Genomic DNA, 20391 nt, shown 5'->3' with positions numbered 1-20391 from the left:
AAGTAAAAATCAGTTTATTAAAACTTTTATAATGAAGAAAGCGGTGGAAAAATGAAAAAAATAGTTGGGATTATTGGTGGAATGGGACCATTAGCAACTGTCGATTTAATGAATAAAATTATTTCTTTTACACCTGCAAAGAAGGATCAGGATCATATCCATATTATCGTGGATAATTATTCACAAATACCTGATCGAACAACGGCTATTTTGGGAATAGGTACAGATCCTGCTCCTTATATTATACAATCAGCACAAAGGCTAGAAAAAGCTGGTGCGGATTTTCTAGTAATTGCTTGCAATACTGCTCACTTTTACTTTAAATCAATAATAGAATCTGTTAGTATCCCGATTCTACATATGCCTTTAGAAACAGCTCGCTTTTTACACGTAAATGATATGAGGAGCGTAGGTTTATTAGCTACTGATGGAACAATAAATACAAAACTGTATCAAAATATTTGTCAATCCTACGATATTAATGTCATTGAGCCTGATATGCAAATGCAAAAAGTAGTGATGGAAGGAATATATGCAATTAAAGGGAGTGATATAGAGAAAGGGCGTTTATACCTTTCAAGAGTAGCTGATAAATTAATCGAAAGAGGGGCAGAAGCTATAATAGCAGGTTGTACAGAGATTCCTCTTGTACTTAAATCATCCCAAGATATTTGTATCATTGACCCAACAGAAATTTTAGCCAAATCGGCAATTAAATTAGCTACTGAGACAGAATCCACTAAAGTAATGGTATAATTAGTTAAACGCATTGGTGAACTAAAATAAGGAGCAGTAAGTATGAATATTGAAAATATTGAAGCCTTCATTTATGTTTGTCAACTAGGTAGTTTCAATAAAGCAGGAGAGGCTCTTTATTTAACTCAACCTTCTGTAACAGCACGTATTCAATCCCTTGAACGTGAAATTAATTTAAAGCTTTTTCATCGAAATGGAAACAAGATTTCTTTAACAGAAAAGGGAGAATATTTCTTTCCACACGCACAAAAAATACTTCAATCTTACCATGAAGCAAAGTACGGATTACAACAAGTAACTGGACCTTTTGAGCTAGTGCTTGGGAGTGCTTTGTCAATTTCCAACAGCATTCTACCTGATATTTTGCCAGCTTTTAAATCTAAGTATAAAGATGTTAGAATCAAAATTATAACAGGACATTCTAAAGATATTTTACACAAGGTTATTAACAAAGAGGTTGACTTTGGTATTATACGGACAGAAACCCACCCACAAGTAGAATCAATTCGTCTTTATAATGACCCTATTAGCCTTGTTGTACCTTCAAATCATTCTTTTTTAAATGAAGAAAAAATAACAGTAGAGGATGTAAGTAAACAGCCTCTAATCTTTTTTGATTATGGATCTATCGATTGGCTTATTATTCATCGTCTATTTCAAAGTAATGGTGTAAATCCGAATATATATGTAGAAGTTGATCATATGGAAACGGCTAAAAATTTAGTATTACAAGGTTTGGGCATTAGCTTTTTACCTGAGCATTGTGTACGAAAAGAAATAGAAAATAAAGAGTTATTCAGAGTAGAAATGACTCCTCCTGTGAAAACGAATATTAGTATTGACTTTATTTATTTAAAAGGTCAACCTAAATCTGTTTTTATGGATTTTTTAAAAAATAAAATGTTTGAAAAACAATAAACGAATGATGTGTCAATCATTGGTGGGAAATCAGCAAAGATCCTTTTCTTATACCAAAAGATAGATTGTGAAATATTGAACTTAAACGGGTGCTTTTCTAAAATATCTGGCTGCTAAAAATGCAGCCTTTTCTTATTGAACTAAATGGCAGTTTAGCTGAAGAAGGAAAAGAGTTACGGATGTTGAATATATGTTAGATATTATTAATTAAGGATGGTCAATATGAATCTGCCACTCAATTTTTCCTTTCCACAAATCTATATTGAAATGGAAAAACAAGGCTTCTTTGATATTGCTAATTTTAGTAAACCTATTATGCTGCATCCTTTGAAGAAGCATTATTCAAGCAAATTCTTGATTTTTCCTCACAAAGCAATTTTTACGTTGAACAAGGAAGTTCTTATCAGATAAGTGTAGATGACGCAAGAATGCACCTTACGGGTTGGAAATTAAAATTTGGAAATTGGTTTAAAGAAGAATGGTTATCAGAAATTGACCATTTACTTAGTTTGGAACTAAAATTTTATAAATACCCAACTAAAAAAATGGGTGAAGGACATTATGTTCTGATTACACCTGAAGAATGTGAATACTTAACAAAAAAACATCTTTTCTTTGATTTAATAGATCAAAAATTTCAATGGATACGTGAAGATTAACTTAAACGACTCTTGTTCAACTAACGAGTAGCGTTACTTCTATAAACGAGAATCGTTTTAGTTCATTTTGCTACACCTAAATGATATCAAAAATCACTTTTTGTACTTTTTTATAAACTATGTTAAAGGATAATGTTGATTTTTGAAATAATGAAAGGGAACTCCATATTGTCTTGGAGTTCCCTTATTCCATTAAAGCCACTGATTGTTGAGCAAGGTGAAATTTATTCAGCTATTCCGTAAGCTAAAAATAAGAAATATACAGAAACTAACACTGCACCATTAAATAAAACGCCAATTACCCCCGATAACCACCTCTTAGAAATTACAGCAAAAATTATTCCGAGTAGTGAAAGAGAACCTAAAATTATAATTATTAACGGCAAATCTGCGTTTGGTCCTCTGAGAATAAAAAATGTAAGTACGCTAATCAACACCATTAGAATTGATAAAACTCCAAACTTATTCATATATAATTCATTCCCCCTTTCCCTATGTTATCATCCTCAATGCTATCCTTTAGCGGATTATCGCTTTGTTGCTCATTTGGAAAATTTTGATAACCTAAGTTTATCATAGGCCACATCTGTTGAGAACAGGCATATTTCAACAATCATTTACCTTTTTATTTTATTAACCCTAAAGTTAATAGTGGTATTAACTTTAGGGTTAATTTTAATGTTGGTTATTTTTGGTGTTTACTTCTTGTTTAACTAACTGGCAGGATAGTTTAACAAGGGGATGGATTTATATGGTAATATTTTATTGGGGAGTAGTAAATAAAGGGAGCAATTGTCCCAAAAGGGTAGTCGTTTTTTTACTAACTGGATAGTGAAGAAAAGGGGGGGCTTTTTGTTAAAAGTTCTACGTTATGTTTTATCAATAGTAACTTTTTTATTTGCTTCTTATGGACTAATTACGAAAAATTTTGAGTTTAACTATATTATGATATTTCTCTTAGGTCTTACAATGTTAATTATGGGGTTAGAGGAATTTCGAAAAGAGCGAAAAATGTATGGTTGGCTAATGGTTGTTGTTTTCCTATTTTCATTATTCGTAGCCATTCAAGGCTTTTTATTGAACTAAAGGGTGCTATAGTTGAATAAGATTCTAAATAAGTGACCCCCTCTCAACTAAGAGAAGGGGCTTTTTTGTTTTTTAATCCTGAAACATAATCGTTTTTTTTGAGTAGCATTGGGCTTATAAACATCTTTTTCAACTCAACACAAAAATAAATCGGTATACGGGTTCGAAAGTATTTCGTTTTACTAAAAACGGGTAGTTGTGCTAGGACATGTGACCAAGCTTATTTATTGATAAAGAATATCCTATTTTGAAAGTGCAAAATAAGGAGGAATTTTGAATGACAAGAAGGCGGAATAATAATACAAATATTGATGTCGATACGGATATCGATAATGAAGTAAGAAATAGAAATGAATCAGAGGCTGAGGCAGAAGTACGGAACGTTGATAAAAATACTAATGAAGCTCGCTCAACAGTATCAAATTCCGGAAATTCAAGAGTTGATATTACAATAAATAGCAGAAGTAATGCTCGTGTAAGATCTGATCAAGAGCAAGAAAACGACCAAGATCAAAATACTGATGTTAATGTTGATGTTGAAGAAGAGAGACGTACGAGCCGTAGACGTACCAGCCGTAGACGTACGAGCCGTAGACGTACGAGCCGTTGACGTAGAGAATTTGATGAAAGTTTTTAACTTTTGGTTATGGGATGGGGTTTTTTAACTTCATCCTTTTACATTACAGCTTGAAAATATGGATTGACTGGAAAAACAAGGGAGATACCCCTATTAAGGAGTTTAATAGGCTGCTACTGGTATTAAGTAAATAAGAAAATAGTGGTGCCGAGTACGAAAAATCTCTATATTGCATGTAGACTCTTTTATATAATGAAAGTAAAGATTGTGAAAAAATGTACTTAAACTAAAGGGTGCGATACTCCTATAAGAGTATCGCTTTCTTATTGGACTAAGAGAGCCAAAAAATTAAAAATGAAATAAATTAACTTAATCTTTTAATAAAGTGAAACTTTTAAAAACTGTATCTCGTTGTAGCTATAGAAAATTAAGGTGGTGAGTAAATGGCAAAAGAAAATACGGAAAATAATCATTTTACCAAAAATAATCAAGATGAATGGTTGGAAATAATAATGAGTGAGTATGGAGAACGATTAAATAGATTAGCGTTTAGTTACTTAAAGGATTGGGGCTTGGCACAAGATGTTGTCCAAGAAGTTTTTGTTACTTGTTATAACCAATATTATAAAGCATCTGAAGTACACTATTTCAAACCTTGGATTTATCGTATCACAATTAATCGCTGTAAAGATATGCTAAAAAGCTCATTTTTAAAAAGATACTATTTTAACAATAACTTACTCAAACACTTTATTAATAAGGATTTGTCTCCAGAAATGAGGTTGGTGTTGAAAAACGAAAAAGAAAAGCTTTCTCAAACAGTCCTCTCCTTGCCAGTAAAATATCGAGAAGTAATTATCTTTTTCTATTATGAAGAGATGACTATTACCGAAATTGCTGAACTTTTAGCCATTAATGAAAATACAGTAAAAACAAGATTAAAGAGGGGTCGGATATTGGTAAAAAAAATATTAGGTGGAAGTGAACTTTATGGAAGAACAATTGAGTAACCTTAAAAGAGCAATGGATGATACTGTATATAAGGGAAACCATTTTTCGGAAGAACATAAGGTGAAAATAAGAGGTACCATAAAGCATCCGCGTAAGAAAAACAGATTAGAGTGGTTTCCTAAGCTCTTAACGGTGACATTATTCATAGGCTGCATAATATTTATTACAGATATAACAAAAAAGAACATAAATTCCTCTGATAAACCATCACAATTAGAACAAAGAAATGGAACCAAAACAGAAGAACAAAGTAATAATGAAGATAACTGGGTGCAAAAGACAGCAATTAAAAAAGTTCTTGAGCAAGAGTTTACTGGTCCGAATGAGAAGTTAGTGGATCTATTATGGAATCCTAAATATAGGACTGTTGTGAATAATAAAGCAGAGAACCAAGAGTTAGATAAATATTTAGCAGAAGTATACGGACCTTACTTTGCAGATTTTTCTAGGATCGAGACCTTCATTGCAGCAGATGGTGGTACTAAATACCACACTGGTGCCTACGATAATGGCTATAAGTTAAGTCTTAAGAATATCACGATTGAGCAAGAGAATATTTCATATCGTTATACCTTCATAGCAGAGGTCGGTTATCAGAAAAATGGAGATGAAGAAAAAACTGCAAGTGTAGAAGGTGAAGTCGTCTTTTCTACAAAGGAAAAGGAAGAAGGGAAAATCGTGGGATTTCGATACGTGAAAGACAACGGCTTATGGGATATTTTAAGAACGAGCAATTGAACAATTTAACATGTTAAACACAAAAAGGACCTAATTTGGTTCTTTTTTTATGATTGAAATAACAACAATATTGTTTAACATAGCCATTCCAAAAAAGAAGTTTGTGAAAAAATGTACTTAAACTAAAGGGTGCGATACTTCAATAACGAAGGTCGCTTTTTCTTCTTCAAGTAACAGGTTAGTTTTAATTAGAAATGGAAACTTTTTCAATGGATACTCGTATTTATAAGTTACCAATGGGGAAGAAAGTCCCCAATAAGTAAAACGGCTAAGACCAGCTTTTCATCAAGTGGAATAATTCTGTTGAAGGTTTATAGCCAGCTAGCAGAGAATTTGTAACTATAAATAATATATATAGGGGGAGCTTATGAGAAGATATTTTTTGTTTGGGGTAATAGTAGGTATAGCAGCATTAGTAGTTTTTTTAGGTTATGAACAGGTGTTGGAAGCGAAAGAGAGGGAGAGGGACTTGGCACATTTGAACTACATTCCTATTGTTCGTGTAGGTGAGCAACAGTTAGAAATATATGAATATGGCCAGTGTAAAGAGGATTCCAATAAAGAAGAAAAGGCGGAAATAGGTCCAAGTTCTTGTGACTCTTTAACAGAGGAAGAAGCACTGAAAGGAAAAACAGCGGCTTCATTTAATAAAGAATCTGAGCTAACTATAAAAAATATCAAGCCCTCTGGGGAGCTCGAATTCAAGGGTGGCCCTGCCAATGGAGTTAGAAGGATAGTTAGCGGCGGTTATACAAAAGATGGCAAGAGTCTGGGGCCTAATGAAATGAAAATTATTGTCAAGGATATGAAGGATGAATTTCTGGAGACAGTTACGTTGCCCAAAGACCCTGGTTACTTTGTAGGCAGAATAACCCTCAGTACTCCTTCAGGAAACAAAAATTATGTATATCACTTTTATTATAAGTAGTTTTTCTTATTTAGGAAGAAGTGCGAAGGTGTGTAATTATTGGTAGAGGAATGGATAAATTGATTATTCTCTATCCATTTCAATATCACCAAGAGTTAGGTAATGCCCCCCTTTAAGGCCAGATAGGGGATGTATGTTCAGCATTACAATATTGTTTATCATAGCCATTCCAAAAAAGAAGTTTGTGAAAAAATGTACTTAAACTAAAGGGTGCAAGAGTTGAAGATCAATGCTGTCATTCAGGCAGCATTTTCTTATTGTGCTAACTGGCAGTTTAGTTGAAGAAGGATATGTTAAAATATAGTAAAAACGAAGATGTGAAATGGAGACTCTAATGAACTGCGTTTGTGATAATTATATCGATTTAGATTTACAAAGAAATGACATTTCAAAGCGAATAAAAGAAAGTAAACTATTAAAGAAACACCTAAAGACCATTGTTAAACCTAAAAATAGTAATGAAAAACTATATCAATGTGATATATGTAATCAATTTTGGCAAGGAAGTTTTGCGTGGAATTTTGGAAATGGAGAGTATTTGTTTAAAGTTCCGTTTACTGAAATGGTTGAATGGGAGAATGAACATTATATAGCACCAGATACAATATTAATATATTTAGCACTTATGGAGCGGTATCTAAAAGAAAATGCCTTTAGAAAATCAAATCAAGTGTGTAAAAAAGAAAATTGTAATAATAAATCACTTGAGGGCGTTAATTTTTGTTTGGAACACCATATTAAATCTCTTCAAAATATCGGGAATTTACCAAAAGAACCTCAAGGGAAACTTTTTCCACCTTATGATGGAGTATTTAACAAATACAAATCACATTTTGATGAGACAATTAGGAGTTTTTGCTGATATATAAATGATCCTGTTTGTTCAACTAACGGGTGCAATAGTTGAAGAACGGGGATCGCAGCTGCGTTCCTTTTTTGTTATTGAGCTAACTTGGCAGTTTAGTTGAAGTCTAAATATTCGAAACTTTGTAAGTGGAAAATGCGTCTATTAATTTAAAAAGGTGATTTATAATGAAATTAAAGCTCTTTATTTTCGTTGTTTTCCTCTCATTGATACTATCTGCTTGTAAGATTGGAGTAAATCCGAAGGAGCATTTAGGGGGAATTTACAGTATTGCATTAGATTCAATAATGGAGAAAGACGAAGCATTAAGTAATGGAATGGAATTTATAGCTATTGATATGAGTAATTTCGATGAATTAAGTGAAAAGGACAGAAAAGAAATAATAAACTTTTTCAAAGAAAAGTATAAAGTTGATGTAATGGATGCCACTTTTGAGGAATTAGAAGAAAAAGGATACTACAATCCAGTTACGTTGGCTTTGGATGGTGTACTTCTTCGTATAGAAAAAGTTGATTTTAAATTAAATAACGATGTTTTCTTTGAAGGTTCTAAATATAGGTCTGGAAAAGGGGCTGTTGGCGTAGAGAGTACGGTCTATTACAAAGATGATAAATGGCAAATTAAAGATTCCAAAGAGACTTGGATTAGTTAATTCTTATTAAGCTAACGGGTGCGATACTTCAAGAAAAAGGTCGCCTTTTTTCTACAAGAAAAATTGTGAAATGTTGCACTTAAACTATCTGGAGTTAAAGAAGGAAATTATTTGGTGGGTAACGAAAATAGTAGTTAAAAGAAATTAAAGGTGAAGCGTTATGACCACAGTGAATTTACAATATCCACGTACAGGATTACGAATCAGGTGTGAAAAAGGTATAAATCCAAAAGTAAGACAATCTTGTTTAAACTTCGCAGCTTGGTTACGTTTAAATATGGAATTTCCAATAAGGGTGGTTGTTTACCTAAAAAAGAACTATCAAATAAAAAATAGATTTACTAAATAGTTGGTAAGTGCAACATTCTTTGCACCATTTGATAAAAACGTTGAGCCATATATAAGGATAGCTACTGGTGACTATGAAGAATTAGTATTAGAAAGAGGAGAAATTGATGCCCTTTGGGCTATTTTAGGCAGTATGGAACAGGAGATTATTCATTATCAACAATGGTTTGGGGATAAAGATTTGGATGAGGATGAAGCTGAAAATAGAAGTGAAGAATAATTAGATGGTTTTGCTGAATCTTTATAGTTTAACACTTCTTATTTAACTAACAGGTGCAAGAGTTAGAGATCAGAGGTGTCATATTAGCAGCTTTTCTTGTTCGGCAAACGGTGCAGGAGTTGAAGAAGGGAATTAAAAAGAGGATGCAGTGCAAACTGTATCCTCTAATCTTTTGCTGCACGCAGTATAGTCCGTTGTAGGTGCAGCTACAAAATAATCTGGGATTGAGTGGTTAAAGATTTATCGATCTAATCTAAACGTCTTTAGTTATATCATACTTTAACAATTGTCGATGCTTATAAAATTTATCAAAAATAATACCCATTAAATAGAAAAATAACAATCCAAAACAAATGTGAATGAGTGTAAATTTAACTCCAAATGAAGCAAATTCATAAACAATAACCGGTAATTTTGCAGTTGTCCAAACTCCTAAAAAAAATACAATATAGCGTATGCTTGCTCCTTTTTTTAATAATAGTGCTGCAATTGGAAAAGCTACGTAGAGGGGACCAGCTGCAATTACTCCTAATAATAGGGAGAACAAAATACCATAGATGCCGGATTTTTCTCCCATATATCTTATAAGTGTTTCTTTCTCCACCCATTTGTCAAGCAAACCTACGAATATTAAGACAGGAGGGAGTAGAAACAGCATATCTAAAATGCTTTTTCCTGTTAATTGAAATGCGTTCCATCCCACCGATTGGTTTATAAAGGTAAGGATAATGAGCCCAAATAATAAAATGAAAAAGAAACGATACCTTTTTAATTTATTCATCCCATCACCACCCAAATAATATATGAAAATATTAGTGACATTACCACTGCAGATACGTTGCGAGAATAGGCAAAACTTCGCCCAAATATCTTTTGTTCCAAAGGTAAAGTTGTGATTCCTACGGACATTAATGTAGACATTAATACAGCCACTTGAGGGAGTCCTGCACCATTTTGGACTAATGTGTGTCCAAGAGGAAATACAACAAAGCTCGGAACTAGTGCAATAGAGCCAATTAATGCCGAATAAACAATACCTGTCAATCCAGATTTTTCTCCAATGATTGAAGAAATTAAGGTTGGAGTTAATATAGATAGTGATAGTCCAACGAAAAGCATAATTGATAACATGTCAGGTATAATATTACGAAAGCTTTTCCATGACTTTAATAGAGCATCTCTGGTTTTATTTCGATCTTTGATAAAAGAAATACTGAGAAGAATAATAGCCATAGAGTAAAGGATAGCACCATTAATCATGATTAGACTCCTTCCATTCTTTGTATTTATTTAAGAAAAATGATAAGTTCTTCATTTTTTCTTCTATATCTATTTGAAAATCTTCTAATTTTCTTTTTCCAACTGTAGTAATTTTGTACATTTTTATCAGCTTATCTTGATTAGATGTGTCCAAATAAGACTCAACAGCACCTTCTTTCTCTAATGTTTTTAATGTACGATAAAGAATGGCACTATCAATTGGATTGATGGGAAGCTCTTCTTCACATTTCTGCAGGAGTTTCCCTCCATAGCTATCTCCCTCTGTTAAAAACAGCAGAAGAAATGCACCAGTATGTCTCCCTGTATGTTTCATGAAATATATAACCTCCTAATTTAAATGTAAAATTTTTTAGGCAACACCTTACTGTTAATAACAGTATACTGTTATCGACAGTAATATGTCACTAACAGTTTGTCTTTTTTTAAAAATTTTTTGTTCAATTTTTCAGTTCAGCTTTCGTAGGGATAGTTGGATGGTAGCTTAAGAATGGAATTACAGTCCCATCTCGTGTGATGGCAGAACAAGCGGGGATATTGTTAAGAGGAATCCATAGTTATCACTTATGAAATAAACTCCCTTATAATTTAGAAAGACAGAAACACATTGATGGTTTAAGAATTTTGTCTTTTACTGATTTAATAAGAAATTAGAATGTGAAGGATTGCACTTAAACTACCATGAAAATAAGTTTCGTTAAAAATAGAAAAAGGACAATACTTAAGAAGACCCTACTCAATCGTTAAAAAAAAGAGGAGAGCAATAATTAATAAGTCTATGGAATAGGGTCGACTGGATTAAGGTCTGTATCAGTATTGACACATTCTATTCATTTTCATTCTCTGTGGTGCAGCTCTGCTGCATGGATGGCTAACGGGTGCGATCCTTCGATAGGGAGGATCGCTTTTTCATTATTGAAGTAACGATGCAGGTTATAGAAGGATAATGTAAAAGAATATCATGTATTTGAAGATTTAGCGAGGAGCCATTGTAAGGGCTCTTTTTTGAGTATAAAGGACAAATATCATAATTTGATATATCGAATTATGATATAACTCTAGACATATATATCACATCATGATATATTGTTCTTAGATAGATGTATCACATTGTGATATATCATAAAAAGATATAGAAGGTGAAGGGTTGAAGAAAACGGAGCAATTAACGGATTCAATGTTTTATATTATGGCTGCTTTAACTAAACCAAGGCATGGTTACGCAATTATGAGCTTAATTGAAGATACAACAAATGGGGAAATTACTATAGGACCTGCTTCAATGTACACGATTATAAAAAAGTTATTAAAACAAGAGTGGATTTATTTGCATGATGGGTCGGATTCAAGGCGTAAAACGTATCTGCTTACTGACAAAGGCAGAGAAGTATTAGAAGAAGATGTGAAGATAAGAAAACTAATGATTCAATTAGCAGAATCGGGATTGAAGGAGGGTAAAGAATGAGACAAACAAAGTATGTTATGTCAGGTGGGTTAGCTTTTTCTGAGGATAAGGATATGGAAAAATTACGCCGATTTTCTTTGAAGGGTTGGCATGTCAGTGATTTTAAGTTTATGGGATATACGCTTAAAAAAGGGGAAAGCTCAGATTATATCTACAGTGTAGATTATCGTTCATTAAAAGAGGATGAAGAAGAAGAATACTTTGACTTTTTTTCAACTTCTGGATGGTCGCATATTGCTTCAGAAGGAGATATTCATTTATTTCGAGCAAAACCTAATACTAAACCGATTTATAGTGACCGTGACACATCCGTTGAAAAGTATGAAAATTTAGCTCGTTCTATGAATTATTTTGCCATTCCGTTCGTTTTAATAACAGTACTTGCATGGGTTGGAGCAGTGATAAGCTCTGGTACATTACAATCAATACTGTTTGCAATAGCTGTTATTTTCACTGCCATTGCCATTCCAACAGCTTGGACTGTAATCGCAACATACACTAACAAATGGAAGGTAAAAGAAAAAAAAAGATTAGTTAATCTTATTAAAACTATACCAGTCCTTCTCTTCTTAATAGCTGTTTTTATATTGTTATATGTCGATGGCAGTGCAGTTAACATATTAATATCTATGATTATTGGAGCAATCGCACTTCCAACTGCTATTTGGGTCATCATGTCTCTCTATAATAAAATGGGGGGGAAGAAAGCTTAGTATAGGACTCGAATAATAAAGTTTTTAGACATTGTTATTGCGCTAACGGGTGCAAGAGTTGAAGATCCAGCTGCCAATTTGGTGGCTTTTTTGTTCTTGAACTAAATGGATAGTTGAAGAAGAATAGGGAATATAATTCGAGAGAGTGGCTTCCATGATGAACCTCAATTAAAAAAAGAGTTTAGCACTTTTTATAGTGTTCCGGCTACAAAGGAACTAAATGAACCAATAATAATAAATTTGGATTCAAAAAGTTCCATACAAAGTGAAAATGAATTGAACAGTGCTGAATTGATATAATTAGCGTATTGGAAACCCAAAAGAATTGGAGATGTAATCTTTAATTATTGGGATTAGAAACTGATAAATCGAATTGGTCTTCTTCAACTATCGGTGTGTAACTAAAACAACGGTAATGCTCTTTTCTTCTTTAAGTAACTGGTTTAAGATAGGTACCTGAGTCTTGTATAACACAGAACCAAAATAGCCTTAATATTCGTTCTAATTAACAATATTCAAATTATCATCTCCATTGTTTTCGGTGATTTTATATGATATATTATCAACAAAACTTATTAAAGATGTTTAATAAGTTTTTTATTAGATACTTATTAAACATCTTTAATAAGTCCATTTTAAAAGGTGGTGACCCTTATGAATGCTACTCCAAAATCGATGAGGAAGGTAATCCTTAGTGGAATTCGAAAATCTATTTTAGAACTTGGAAGTGCAACAAAAGCTGAACTTAGCGATAAATTAGGAATTAGTTTCCCTACAGTAAGTAAATTCTTGGCTCAGATGGAAAAAGATAAGGAAATTATTTTGGTTGGTCTTGATGATTCGAGTGGTGGAAGAAGGGCAAAAAGATATATATACAATCCGGAGTATATGTTAGGGTTGGCAATCTTTTTGGAGAGAACAGAGACAAATTATATTGTTTTTAACTGTTTAGGAGAAGTGAAGGATGTTGGAAAAACCTCAAGTGTATTAGTAGATGTTAATTTAGTTTTATTAACCAAGTGTGTTGAAGGGATAATAGAGAAACATCCGAAAATTAGTTCTATAGCCATTGGTGTACCTGGTTCGGTTGATAATGGACGAATTTTTTATATACCAGAGTATGAGCATCTTCAAAACTTTGATTTGAAGGGATACTTGGAAAATCGCTTCTCAAAACCTGTTGTAATAGAGAACGATATGAATGCGGCAGTGCTTGGATATCACGATAGTAAGGGAACTAAGAAAAATAAATCTCTAATCTATTTATATTCAGGTCAAAATGGTCCAGGTGCTGGAATTATGGTAAATGGAGTTGTGGTACGAGGTAGCACTAATTTTTCAGGAGAGGTTTCATTCGTTCCACAGTATGATGACCGAAATTTTCGGCAGGCTTTGGAAAATGGAAACGGGACTAAGAAAGCATTTATATGTGAGGAATATGAGATTGATGCCATTAGCAGGTTAGTAGCTTCATTTGTAGCTATCATTAACCCTCATGCAATCATTTTTTGCGATGATGAAGTCAACCAGTTTATCATAGACCAAATTGTAGAACGAAGCTCAATGTATATACCAGTAGAACATCTTCCAGAGCTTATAATGAGTGATTGGAAACAAGATTATCTACTTGGATTACAAAGTCTTGGTCTTGATCTCATGATCACCGGAATAAGCAGCTAAGACGCATCCATGCCTATATATAAAAATTAATGGAGGGGTTATTCATAGCTACTTTCTTTTTACTAATTATCTACTTGGCTTTTATCAGCTTGGGTTTACCTGATTCATTGTTGGGAGTCTCCTGGGCTATGATGCAATCGGATTTTGGAGCACCGCTTGAGACTGCTGGATTGCTCTTTATGACTATCGCAGGAGGAACGATCATTTCAAGTTTTGCTAGCGGAGCTATACTTAAACGCTTCGGGACTGGCATTGTCACATTTTTCAGCTGTTTGATGACAGCTGTAGCACTGATTGGTTTTTATTTTGCTCCTTCGCTTGTTTGGTTATTTATTTGTTCCATACCACTTGGATTAGGTGCAGGGGCAGTTGATGCGGGGTTAAACAATTATGTGGCTACACATTACAAAGCACATCACATGAGCTGGCTTCATTGTTTTTGGGGAGTTGGGGCTACACTCGGTCCTGTAATTATGGCTCAGTTTATTTCAGGGCAACATTCTTGGAGAAACGGGTATCTTGCCATCGCTGGTCTCCAGTTTGTATTAGTCGTCATTCTTTTCTTCACATTGCCTTTATGGAATAAGGTTGGAGGAAACAGCAATGTTATCTCAACTAAAGAGCCAGAAAATACAAATAGTGGATTGTATGGAGCAGATGCTAAAAATCTAAAACCTTTGCAAACTAGGGGAGTTAAGCTAGCTTTGATATCTTTCTTGTTTTATTGTGGTGCAGAAGCAACTATGGGACTTTGGGGAAGTAGTTTCCTGGTAAATGTTAAAGGATTATCCGTAGATGTAGCCGCAAAATGGGTCTCCATGTATTATGCGGGAATAACAATAGGAAGATTTATTACAGGTTTTATTACCTTAAAAATAAGTAACCGTACTCTTATTCGAATAGGGCAAATAACAGCATTAACTGGTACGACACTTTTATTTTTATCATTGCCATCAATTTTCTCACTTATTGGCTTTATCATGATTGGATTAGGATTAGCACCTATTTTCCCATGTATGTTACATGAAACACCAATACGATTTGGGAAGGAACATTCTCAGACAATTATGGGGTATCAAATGGCTGTTGCTTATACAGGTAGTACATTCTTGCCTCCTCTCCTTGGTTTCATTGCAGCACATTCAACAATAGGAATCTTCCCGTTTGTTATTGCAGGATTTGTTGCAATAATGCTCCTAGGTTCTGAAAAATTAAATGCCATATTGAATAGAAACGGACTATTAAGTGTAAAAAATAAAAACTTCACCGAAATTTAACCTTTAAAGGGTTTTTATAGATTAATTAATGTAAATGTTCTTGGTGCATAGGTAGTAGTGGGTGAACCCCCGCAAAAAATTTTTTTAGGTAGAAATATAACTACATTTAAGGAGTGAAGCGAGATGAAAATAGAGCATGTAGCAATCTGGGTTAAAGATTTAGAAGCTATGAAGGCGTTTTATGTAACGTACTTTAATGGAAATGCAAACTCAAAGTATCATAATAAAGATAAGGAATTTGAATCTTATTTTCTAACGTTTGACGGGGGTGCACGTTTAGAGATTATGCGTAAGTCAGGCATCGATAAACCGAATCAGGACGATAGGATTGGTTGGGCTCATATTGCAATTTCCTTGGGGAGCAGAGAGTCCGTTAATCAGATGACAGATCGCTTGCAAAATGATGGTTACCGCCTTGTTAACGGTCCTCGCGTCACTGGAGACGGCTGTTATGAGAGTGTAATAGAAGATCCTGAAGGCAATCTCTTAGAATTGACTGTGTAATAAAAGTGCTTAAAACTTGCTGTTACTTGTGTATGGTGACAATAAAGTTGATTAATATATAATAAAAGTACCCGGAAGCGGTTTTTACGTATTTTATTGAAAATAGTGACCCGGGTTCTTCTTTTTATCCATTCTCAATCTTTTTTAAATCATCAGCATTGAACATTTCTAATTGATGTCGCAGCTCCGATATGTAACGCATCATGGCTACTCTTACCACTGATGGGTAGTATCGATTATGAAGCTCCTGTTCGCATTCCTCTAAATCCATTTTTTTCACTGCGATCATTTTATTTAATTCTTCAGTGCTCATAGATAATCTCTCTTCCATCACGTTTCCCCACTCTCCCAATCTGTTAATATAGCTACAGGATGGACATTTATTTCATAGTTTATACAAAAGCATCATCTTTGAAATTTTTTTATAGATTTTATTGTGTGCCAATTTACTCCTTGACATTTTCATTGTCGATAGTGGGTTTTCTCCATTTTTTTGTATAAAATAGAATAGAAAATAAAAATAGAAAAGGTGATAACATGAGTCAACTATCCGAGCTTTTATCTAGTAATTATGATAAAAATGTCGAGGAATTAAAAGAATTGCTTCGTATTCCAAGCATTAGCTCCTTATCTGAACATAAAGAAGACATTCAAAATGCAACTTCATGGATTTCCAACAAATTAAAAAGCATTGGAATGGAACATGTTGAAATCATCCAGACACAAGGTCACCCTATTATATATGCCGACTGGATTCATCAGGAAAATGCTCCAACAGTCCTAGTGTACGGCCATTATGACGTACAGCCGGTTGACCCTGTTGGTTTATGGGAAACGCCTCCGTTTGAACCAACCATCCGTGATGAAAAGATTTTTGCCAGAGGGGCAACAGATGACAAAGGACAGATGTTCCTCCATATCAAAGCAGTGGAAACTTTAATGGAATTAGATGGAAAGTTGCCTGTGAACATAAAATTTTGTATTGAAGGGGAAGAAGAGATTGGAAGTCCCAATCTTCTACACTTTTTATCCGAAAATAAAGAAAAACTATCCTGTGATGTGGTCATTATTTCTGATACTGATATGTGGGACAAAGGAGTCCCAGCCATCACTTGTTCTTTAAGGGGGCTATGTGCACTGGAAGTTTCCCTTAAAACGGCTAATTCTGATTTGCATTCGGGCATGTTCGGCGGGGGAGTCCAGAACGCCAACCACCTATTGATACAGCTGCTTTCTACCCTTCATGATGCAAACGGAAAAGTAAATGTTGACCATTTTTATGATGATGTCGTAGAACTTACAGAATTTGAAAAGGAACAGATTGCTGCATTGGGATTTGATGAAGAAATGCTAAAACAGTCGTTAGGGTTAACGGATTTAACTGGTGGAGAACAAAATTATCCTTACCGCGAGAGAATCAGTTCCCGGCCGACATTAGAAATGAACGGCCTATGGGGCGGATTTCAGGGGGAAGGAACAAAAACCGTCATCCCTAACGAGGCACATGCCAAAATAACCTGCCGTCTAGTCAATAATCAAAATCCCAAAAAGATTCAGGAATTGATTGTAAAGCATTTGGAAGAACATGCACCAAAAGGATGCTCGGTAAAAGTGTCTCTTGGTGATGCGGGAAATCCACTTTTAATCCCGATTGACAGTCCGATGATTCAAAAAGCTGCCGAAGCTTATGAAAACGTGTATGGGAAATCACCTGTTTACAAAAGAGAAGGTGGCTCCATTCCGATTGTTTCGGATTTCAGCCAATCACTAAATGTTCCCGTTGTCTTAATGGGATTTGGTTTACCAGGAGAAAATCTTCATGCTCCGAATGAACATTTTCATTTGGAAAACTTCGATAAAGGAATCTTAACGATTTGCTCGTTTTTAGAACTGGTTCAAAAATAAAATAGTGCCTGCCACTACCGGATAATTGTCGAATTAAATTCGACAAATTCCGAGTGGTGGTAGGCACTTTTATCATAATTTTGGCGTAAAACCCCTTTCTTCAGAAATGGGGATATAAGCCAAATTTTTTTCTTTATACTTCCAATTACCTTGCAATGGTCGTATAATAAAAATGTAGAACAAATGTTCCTTAGTGAGGTGAAAAGGAAAATGGAACTCTACAAAAAGAACATGAAAGAACAGAAGAAAAAAGAGTCAAAAGGTGATATTATCATTCGGAAATTTCCCCTCCGTTTAACCAGCGAGGAGAGAAGATTAGTTGATACTCTCCGGAAGGAAGCAGCGAATCTATGGAATGACTGCTTAGATCTCCATTGGTGGCTATATGATGTATATAAGGTTTGGACAAGTGCATCAGAAAAAAAGAAATGGTACAATGCCATCACCCATAAATTACACTCGCAAACGATTCAATCCATCATCGAATTACATGAAGAAACATGCAAAAGAACGAGGGCGCTACGGTCTAAAGGTGAAAAACAGTGGCGTTACCCTTGGAAATATAAAAAATTCTTTACCGTCAAATATAAAAAAACGGCCATTAAATCGAATGGTAAAAAGCTTATATTTAGCAATGGAAAACAACAATCCTCCTTAGTGATCCCTCAACCGAAGCACATTGATTTCCATACAATAAAAAGTGCCGAAATTGTTTGGCACAAAGATCAATACTGGATGCATATAGCAGTGGAAGTACCCAAACAGAAGCAGGCACAAGGTAAAAAGGCAGCGGGCTGCGATTTAGGGCTCATACATGCGGCCGTTTTAAGTGATGGAAAAAGTCACTTAATTGTTACAGGAAGAGAACTTCGCTCATTACAGCGCTACAGAAACAAAAAGTTGAAAGAGTTACAGAAACGAATTAGCCGGAAAAAGCAAGGGTCGAATAAAAGGAAAAAACTCATTTTGCGTAAACGCCGTTTTTTAGAAAAACTGGAACGTAGAATCGAGTACCTATTGCATAGTATTTCGAAAATGGTCACCAATTGGTGTATGGAAAACCAAATTATAACACTCTATATTGGAACACCAGATGGCGTTCAAAAGAATGCGAAGAAGAAAAAGAAAGCACGGAAAGAAATCCGTCAACAGCTGTCCAATTGGAGCTTTGGGCAATTAATTGAAAAAATAAAATACAAACTGAAACTTCGAGGGATTCATGTTCTACTTGTGGAAGAGTCCTATACTTCTGGCACATGCCCATCATGCGGAAAATTCCGCAAACAACGGAATCGAACCTTCCACTGTCAGTGTGGCGTACAAGGACATCGGGATATAGTAGGTGCCATAAATATTTTGGATAAGTCTGTTCATAAACAGTTCATGAAAAATCGAGAACTACCAAAATTAGAAGATACAAAGTATCGCCGAGTCCTTTTAACTCCCATTGTCACGCACACTGGGGCTAAAAGGGCAGTGGCGTAGTGCCTATGATTGGGTTGCGGTATGTGGTCTTTCCTACATGTCGTAATGAACTGGAGAAGCAGTAAGACCTGAAAGCCCCGGCTGACAGGCGACTTTGATGAAGGTTTAAAAAAGAATCCCCTGGATTTATCCATGGGGAGAAGTCAAGCAATAAAACACCCCATAAGTAGCTATTAAATCAAATTTTCAATTGTTAGACTATTAATAACATCATGGGCTGGCTTCAATTTTATCCTGTAAGTGGACAATATAAACAGCTAAAAATTGATTCTGTTTCTAGTTCTTTAAAAACTATTTATCCCTAAAGAGGTGAGGTTATGATGAACCAGATGGAATTATTGGCTAAAGAACGGGAGAACTTAAAGGCGGCCTATTTGGAATACTGCAATAACCGCAGCTACTATGACGAACAAAAGGATTTGGGAATTCAACAATCATACTATAAAAATATTTCATTTGACAAAAACAGTATCCATCATTTAGTAGAAAGAACCCACCGAAATAAGCTAAATTACGCTCCTCATCGCTATGTTTATCCGTGGGTTGATCTTCAGGAGAACGGGAAACTAAAAAGTATCTATTCCGGGAAAGGAATGGATCCGCTCGCTGCCATTGAGGAGGACATACGTATTCTTGAACATATAACTAGCGGGAACATCACTAGTTTATCTGATGAAATGACTTTAAATTGCGAACATGTGGTACCTCAGTCATGGTTTAAGAAGCAAGAACCAATGAGAGGAGATTTGCATCATTTATTTTCCTGTGAACCCGCATGTAACAGCCGACGCGGAAACAATCCTTATGATGATTTTCCTGAGTATGTTCCGGAAAAACTTACTTTAGGAATTAAGGAAAGCTGTGGAAAGTCAGATGAAGGAAAGTTTGAACCAGAGTACGGAAAGGGAATTGTAGCAAGGGCCACATTATATTTTTTAACCAGGTATCAAGGGATCATCAATAAAGATTATGTGAACCTGCGGGTTTTAATTAATTGGCATAAGCAATTTCCAGTGTCCCTATATGAAAAGCATAGGAACCTGGCCATCTTTGAATTACAAGGAAATCGGAATCCGTTTATTGACTTTCCTGAAATGGCAGAAAGATTGATGAGCGAATAGGCAGTTTTTCATAGAAAAATAGAAATTTCCACGATCCGCGTGCAAAAACGACGATAAACAAATGGGTGTGTTTCTGCATTAAACAGTAACACTTTTTTATTTTGCTAACGGGTAGATAGCTTAATAAGAGGTCTGTCGAAGTATGGTCATCTACTTGGGAGGAGTAGCTCAACAAGAAACAGGTCTAGCTATTCCCTTTTTAAT

The 20391-nt window shown here is 34.7% G+C and carries 24 protein-coding genes; 19 read left to right on the top strand and 5 right to left on the bottom strand.

What is annotated here, in order from left to right; translation table 11 throughout:
• Positions 1–51: 51 nt before the first annotated feature.
• From cuyB to QNH20_RS24905, 3 genes are all read left to right on the top strand, one after another.
• Complete coding sequence (gene cuyB, locus QNH20_RS24915) at positions 52–756, top strand: cysteate racemase (RefSeq protein WP_283920608.1); 705 nt, start codon at positions 52–54, stop codon at positions 754–756.
• Between the two features lie 42 nt (positions 757–798).
• Positions 799–1674: a LysR family transcriptional regulator gene (locus QNH20_RS24910; protein WP_283920607.1), complete on the top strand. Its 876-nt coding sequence runs from the start codon at positions 799–801 to the stop codon at positions 1672–1674.
• Between the two features lie 428 nt (positions 1675–2102).
• Positions 2103–2333, top strand: a complete 231-nt coding sequence (locus QNH20_RS24905; protein WP_283920606.1) for a hypothetical protein — start codon at positions 2103–2105, stop codon at positions 2331–2333.
• 224 nt (positions 2334–2557) lie between these two features.
• On the opposite strand, the gene QNH20_RS24900 is transcribed toward QNH20_RS24905, so the two are convergent.
• Positions 2558–2803 carry a hypothetical protein gene (locus QNH20_RS24900; protein WP_283920605.1) on the bottom strand — a complete coding sequence of 82 codons (246 nt, stop codon included), beginning with the start codon at positions 2801–2803 and terminating at the stop codon, positions 2558–2560.
• Between the two features lie 382 nt (positions 2804–3185).
• On the opposite strand from QNH20_RS24900, the gene QNH20_RS24895 reads away from it, so the two are divergent.
• The 8 genes from QNH20_RS24895 (at position 3186) to QNH20_RS24860 (ending at position 8759) form a co-directional block, all read left to right on the top strand.
• Complete coding sequence (locus tag QNH20_RS24895; protein WP_283920604.1) at positions 3186–3419, top strand: DUF3953 domain-containing protein; 234 nt, start codon at positions 3186–3188, stop codon at positions 3417–3419.
• A gap of 277 nt (positions 3420–3696) precedes the next feature.
• Positions 3697–4029 (top strand): hypothetical protein, encoded by a 333-nt coding sequence (locus QNH20_RS24890; RefSeq protein WP_283920603.1) that lies wholly within the window; start codon positions 3697–3699, stop codon positions 4027–4029.
• Positions 4030–4439: 410 nt separating this feature from the next.
• Positions 4440–5006: a sigma-70 family RNA polymerase sigma factor gene (locus QNH20_RS24885; RefSeq protein WP_283920602.1), complete on the top strand. Its 567-nt coding sequence runs from the start codon at positions 4440–4442 to the stop codon at positions 5004–5006.
• Positions 4987–5745, top strand: a complete 759-nt coding sequence (locus QNH20_RS24880; RefSeq protein WP_283920601.1) for a helix-turn-helix domain-containing protein — start codon at positions 4987–4989, stop codon at positions 5743–5745. Before QNH20_RS24885 ends, QNH20_RS24880 begins: the two co-directional genes overlap by 20 nt.
• Positions 5746–6112: 367 nt before the next feature.
• A complete protein-coding gene (locus tag QNH20_RS24875; RefSeq protein ID WP_283920600.1) occupies positions 6113–6673 on the top strand; it encodes a hypothetical protein in 561 nt (186 codons plus the stop codon).
• 334 nt (positions 6674–7007) lie between these two features.
• Positions 7008–7535: a hypothetical protein gene (locus QNH20_RS24870; protein ID WP_283920599.1), complete on the top strand. Its 528-nt coding sequence runs from the start codon at positions 7008–7010 to the stop codon at positions 7533–7535.
• A gap of 170 nt (positions 7536–7705) precedes the next feature.
• Positions 7706–8191: a peptide ABC transporter substrate-binding protein gene (locus tag QNH20_RS24865; protein WP_283920598.1), complete on the top strand. Its 486-nt coding sequence runs from the start codon at positions 7706–7708 to the stop codon at positions 8189–8191.
• Between the two features lie 349 nt (positions 8192–8540).
• The gene (locus QNH20_RS24860; RefSeq protein WP_283920597.1) at positions 8541–8759 is read left to right on the top strand and encodes a hypothetical protein; all 219 of its coding nucleotides are present in this window, start codon (positions 8541–8543) and stop codon (positions 8757–8759) included.
• A gap of 253 nt (positions 8760–9012) precedes the next feature.
• Here the strand turns inward: QNH20_RS24860 and QNH20_RS24855 are convergent, their stop codons facing one another.
• Genes QNH20_RS24855 through QNH20_RS24845 form a run of 3 tightly spaced genes read right to left on the bottom strand, consistent with a single transcriptional unit; the run spans position 9013 to position 10353 of the window.
• Positions 9013–9540: a permease gene (locus QNH20_RS24855; protein ID WP_283920596.1), complete on the bottom strand. Its 528-nt coding sequence runs from the start codon at positions 9538–9540 to the stop codon at positions 9013–9015.
• A complete protein-coding gene (locus QNH20_RS24850; RefSeq protein WP_283920595.1) occupies positions 9537–10019 on the bottom strand; it encodes a hypothetical protein in 483 nt (160 codons plus the stop codon). The genes QNH20_RS24855 and QNH20_RS24850 overlap by 4 nt, the downstream gene beginning before the upstream one ends.
• Entirely contained in the window at positions 10012–10353 is a 342-nt protein-coding gene (locus QNH20_RS24845; protein ID WP_045524374.1) for a PadR family transcriptional regulator, read from the bottom strand. Before QNH20_RS24845 ends, QNH20_RS24850 begins: the two co-directional genes overlap by 8 nt.
• An 831-nt stretch (positions 10354–11184) precedes the next feature.
• Here QNH20_RS24845 and QNH20_RS24840 point away from each other — a divergent pair.
• The 5 genes from QNH20_RS24840 to QNH20_RS24820 all read left to right on the top strand — a co-directional run bounded on the left by QNH20_RS24840 (position 11185) and on the right by QNH20_RS24820 (position 15676).
• The gene (locus QNH20_RS24840; protein WP_283920594.1) at positions 11185–11502 is read left to right on the top strand and encodes a PadR family transcriptional regulator; all 318 of its coding nucleotides are present in this window, start codon (positions 11185–11187) and stop codon (positions 11500–11502) included.
• Positions 11499–12215, top strand: coding sequence for a DUF2812 domain-containing protein (locus tag QNH20_RS24835; protein ID WP_283920593.1), 717 nt, complete (start codon positions 11499–11501; stop codon positions 12213–12215). Before QNH20_RS24840 ends, QNH20_RS24835 begins: the two co-directional genes overlap by 4 nt.
• A gap of 654 nt (positions 12216–12869) precedes the next feature.
• Positions 12870–13895 carry an ROK family transcriptional regulator gene (locus tag QNH20_RS24830; RefSeq protein ID WP_283920592.1) on the top strand — a complete coding sequence of 342 codons (1026 nt, stop codon included), beginning with the start codon at positions 12870–12872 and terminating at the stop codon, positions 13893–13895.
• A 44-nt stretch (positions 13896–13939) separates the two neighbouring features.
• Positions 13940–15172 (top strand): MFS transporter, encoded by a 1233-nt coding sequence (locus QNH20_RS24825; RefSeq protein WP_283923503.1) that lies wholly within the window; start codon positions 13940–13942, stop codon positions 15170–15172.
• Positions 15173–15295: 123 nt separating this feature from the next.
• The gene (locus tag QNH20_RS24820) at positions 15296–15676 is read left to right on the top strand and encodes a VOC family protein (RefSeq protein ID WP_283920591.1); all 381 of its coding nucleotides are present in this window, start codon (positions 15296–15298) and stop codon (positions 15674–15676) included.
• A 124-nt stretch (positions 15677–15800) separates the two neighbouring features.
• Here the strand turns inward: QNH20_RS24820 and QNH20_RS24815 are convergent, their stop codons facing one another.
• Positions 15801–16007 carry a hypothetical protein gene (locus QNH20_RS24815; RefSeq protein ID WP_283920590.1) on the bottom strand — a complete coding sequence of 69 codons (207 nt, stop codon included), beginning with the start codon at positions 16005–16007 and terminating at the stop codon, positions 15801–15803.
• A gap of 206 nt (positions 16008–16213) precedes the next feature.
• On the opposite strand from QNH20_RS24815, the gene QNH20_RS24810 reads away from it, so the two are divergent.
• From QNH20_RS24810 to QNH20_RS24800, 3 genes are all read left to right on the top strand, one after another.
• A complete protein-coding gene (locus tag QNH20_RS24810; protein WP_283920589.1) occupies positions 16214–17581 on the top strand; it encodes a dipeptidase in 1368 nt (455 codons plus the stop codon).
• 210 nt (positions 17582–17791) lie between these two features.
• Complete coding sequence (locus QNH20_RS24805) at positions 17792–19066, top strand: RNA-guided endonuclease InsQ/TnpB family protein (RefSeq protein WP_283920588.1); 1275 nt, start codon at positions 17792–17794, stop codon at positions 19064–19066.
• A gap of 317 nt (positions 19067–19383) precedes the next feature.
• Entirely contained in the window at positions 19384–20187 is an 804-nt protein-coding gene (locus QNH20_RS24800) for an endonuclease I family protein (RefSeq protein WP_283920587.1), read from the top strand.
• Positions 20188–20391: the final 204 nt, after the last annotated feature.

The organism is Neobacillus sp. WH10, assembly GCF_030123405.1.
In the GTDB taxonomy this organism is placed as follows: Bacteria; Bacillota; Bacilli; order Bacillales; family Cytobacillaceae; genus Neobacillus.
Note: the sequence above shows the minus strand (reverse complement) of the source record. Positions and strands in the feature narration are given on the sequence as shown.

Excerpts from the sequence above, each read along its gene's own strand:
- cuyB (WP_283920608.1), top strand. The coding sequence starts at position 52 with ATGAAAAAAATAGTTGGGATTATTGGTGGAATGGGACCATTAGCAACT.
- QNH20_RS24910 (WP_283920607.1), top strand. The coding sequence starts at position 799 with ATGAATATTGAAAATATTGAAGCCTTCATTTATGTTTGTCAACTAGGT.
- QNH20_RS24905 (WP_283920606.1), top strand. The coding sequence starts at position 2,103 with ATGCACCTTACGGGTTGGAAATTAAAATTTGGAAATTGGTTTAAAGAA.
- QNH20_RS24900 (WP_283920605.1), bottom strand. The coding sequence starts at position 2,803 with ATGAATAAGTTTGGAGTTTTATCAATTCTAATGGTGTTGATTAGCGTA.
- QNH20_RS24890 (WP_283920603.1), top strand. The coding sequence starts at position 3,697 with ATGACAAGAAGGCGGAATAATAATACAAATATTGATGTCGATACGGAT.
- QNH20_RS24885 (WP_283920602.1), top strand. The coding sequence starts at position 4,440 with ATGGCAAAAGAAAATACGGAAAATAATCATTTTACCAAAAATAATCAA.
- QNH20_RS24880 (WP_283920601.1), top strand. The coding sequence starts at position 4,987 with ATGGAAGAACAATTGAGTAACCTTAAAAGAGCAATGGATGATACTGTA.
- QNH20_RS24875 (WP_283920600.1), top strand. The coding sequence starts at position 6,113 with ATGAGAAGATATTTTTTGTTTGGGGTAATAGTAGGTATAGCAGCATTA.
- QNH20_RS24870 (WP_283920599.1), top strand. The coding sequence starts at position 7,008 with ATGAACTGCGTTTGTGATAATTATATCGATTTAGATTTACAAAGAAAT.
- QNH20_RS24865 (WP_283920598.1), top strand. The coding sequence starts at position 7,706 with ATGAAATTAAAGCTCTTTATTTTCGTTGTTTTCCTCTCATTGATACTA.
- QNH20_RS24855 (WP_283920596.1), bottom strand. The coding sequence starts at position 9,540 with ATGAATAAATTAAAAAGGTATCGTTTCTTTTTCATTTTATTATTTGGG.
- QNH20_RS24850 (WP_283920595.1), bottom strand. The coding sequence starts at position 10,019 with ATGATTAATGGTGCTATCCTTTACTCTATGGCTATTATTCTTCTCAGT.
- QNH20_RS24845 (WP_045524374.1), bottom strand. The coding sequence starts at position 10,353 with ATGAAACATACAGGGAGACATACTGGTGCATTTCTTCTGCTGTTTTTA.
- QNH20_RS24835 (WP_283920593.1), top strand. The coding sequence starts at position 11,499 with ATGAGACAAACAAAGTATGTTATGTCAGGTGGGTTAGCTTTTTCTGAG.
- QNH20_RS24830 (WP_283920592.1), top strand. The coding sequence starts at position 12,870 with ATGAATGCTACTCCAAAATCGATGAGGAAGGTAATCCTTAGTGGAATT.
- QNH20_RS24820 (WP_283920591.1), top strand. The coding sequence starts at position 15,296 with ATGAAAATAGAGCATGTAGCAATCTGGGTTAAAGATTTAGAAGCTATG.
- QNH20_RS24815 (WP_283920590.1), bottom strand. The coding sequence starts at position 16,007 with ATGGAAGAGAGATTATCTATGAGCACTGAAGAATTAAATAAAATGATC.
- QNH20_RS24810 (WP_283920589.1), top strand. The coding sequence starts at position 16,214 with ATGAGTCAACTATCCGAGCTTTTATCTAGTAATTATGATAAAAATGTC.
- QNH20_RS24805 (WP_283920588.1), top strand. The coding sequence starts at position 17,792 with ATGGAACTCTACAAAAAGAACATGAAAGAACAGAAGAAAAAAGAGTCA.
- QNH20_RS24800 (WP_283920587.1), top strand. The coding sequence starts at position 19,384 with ATGATGAACCAGATGGAATTATTGGCTAAAGAACGGGAGAACTTAAAG.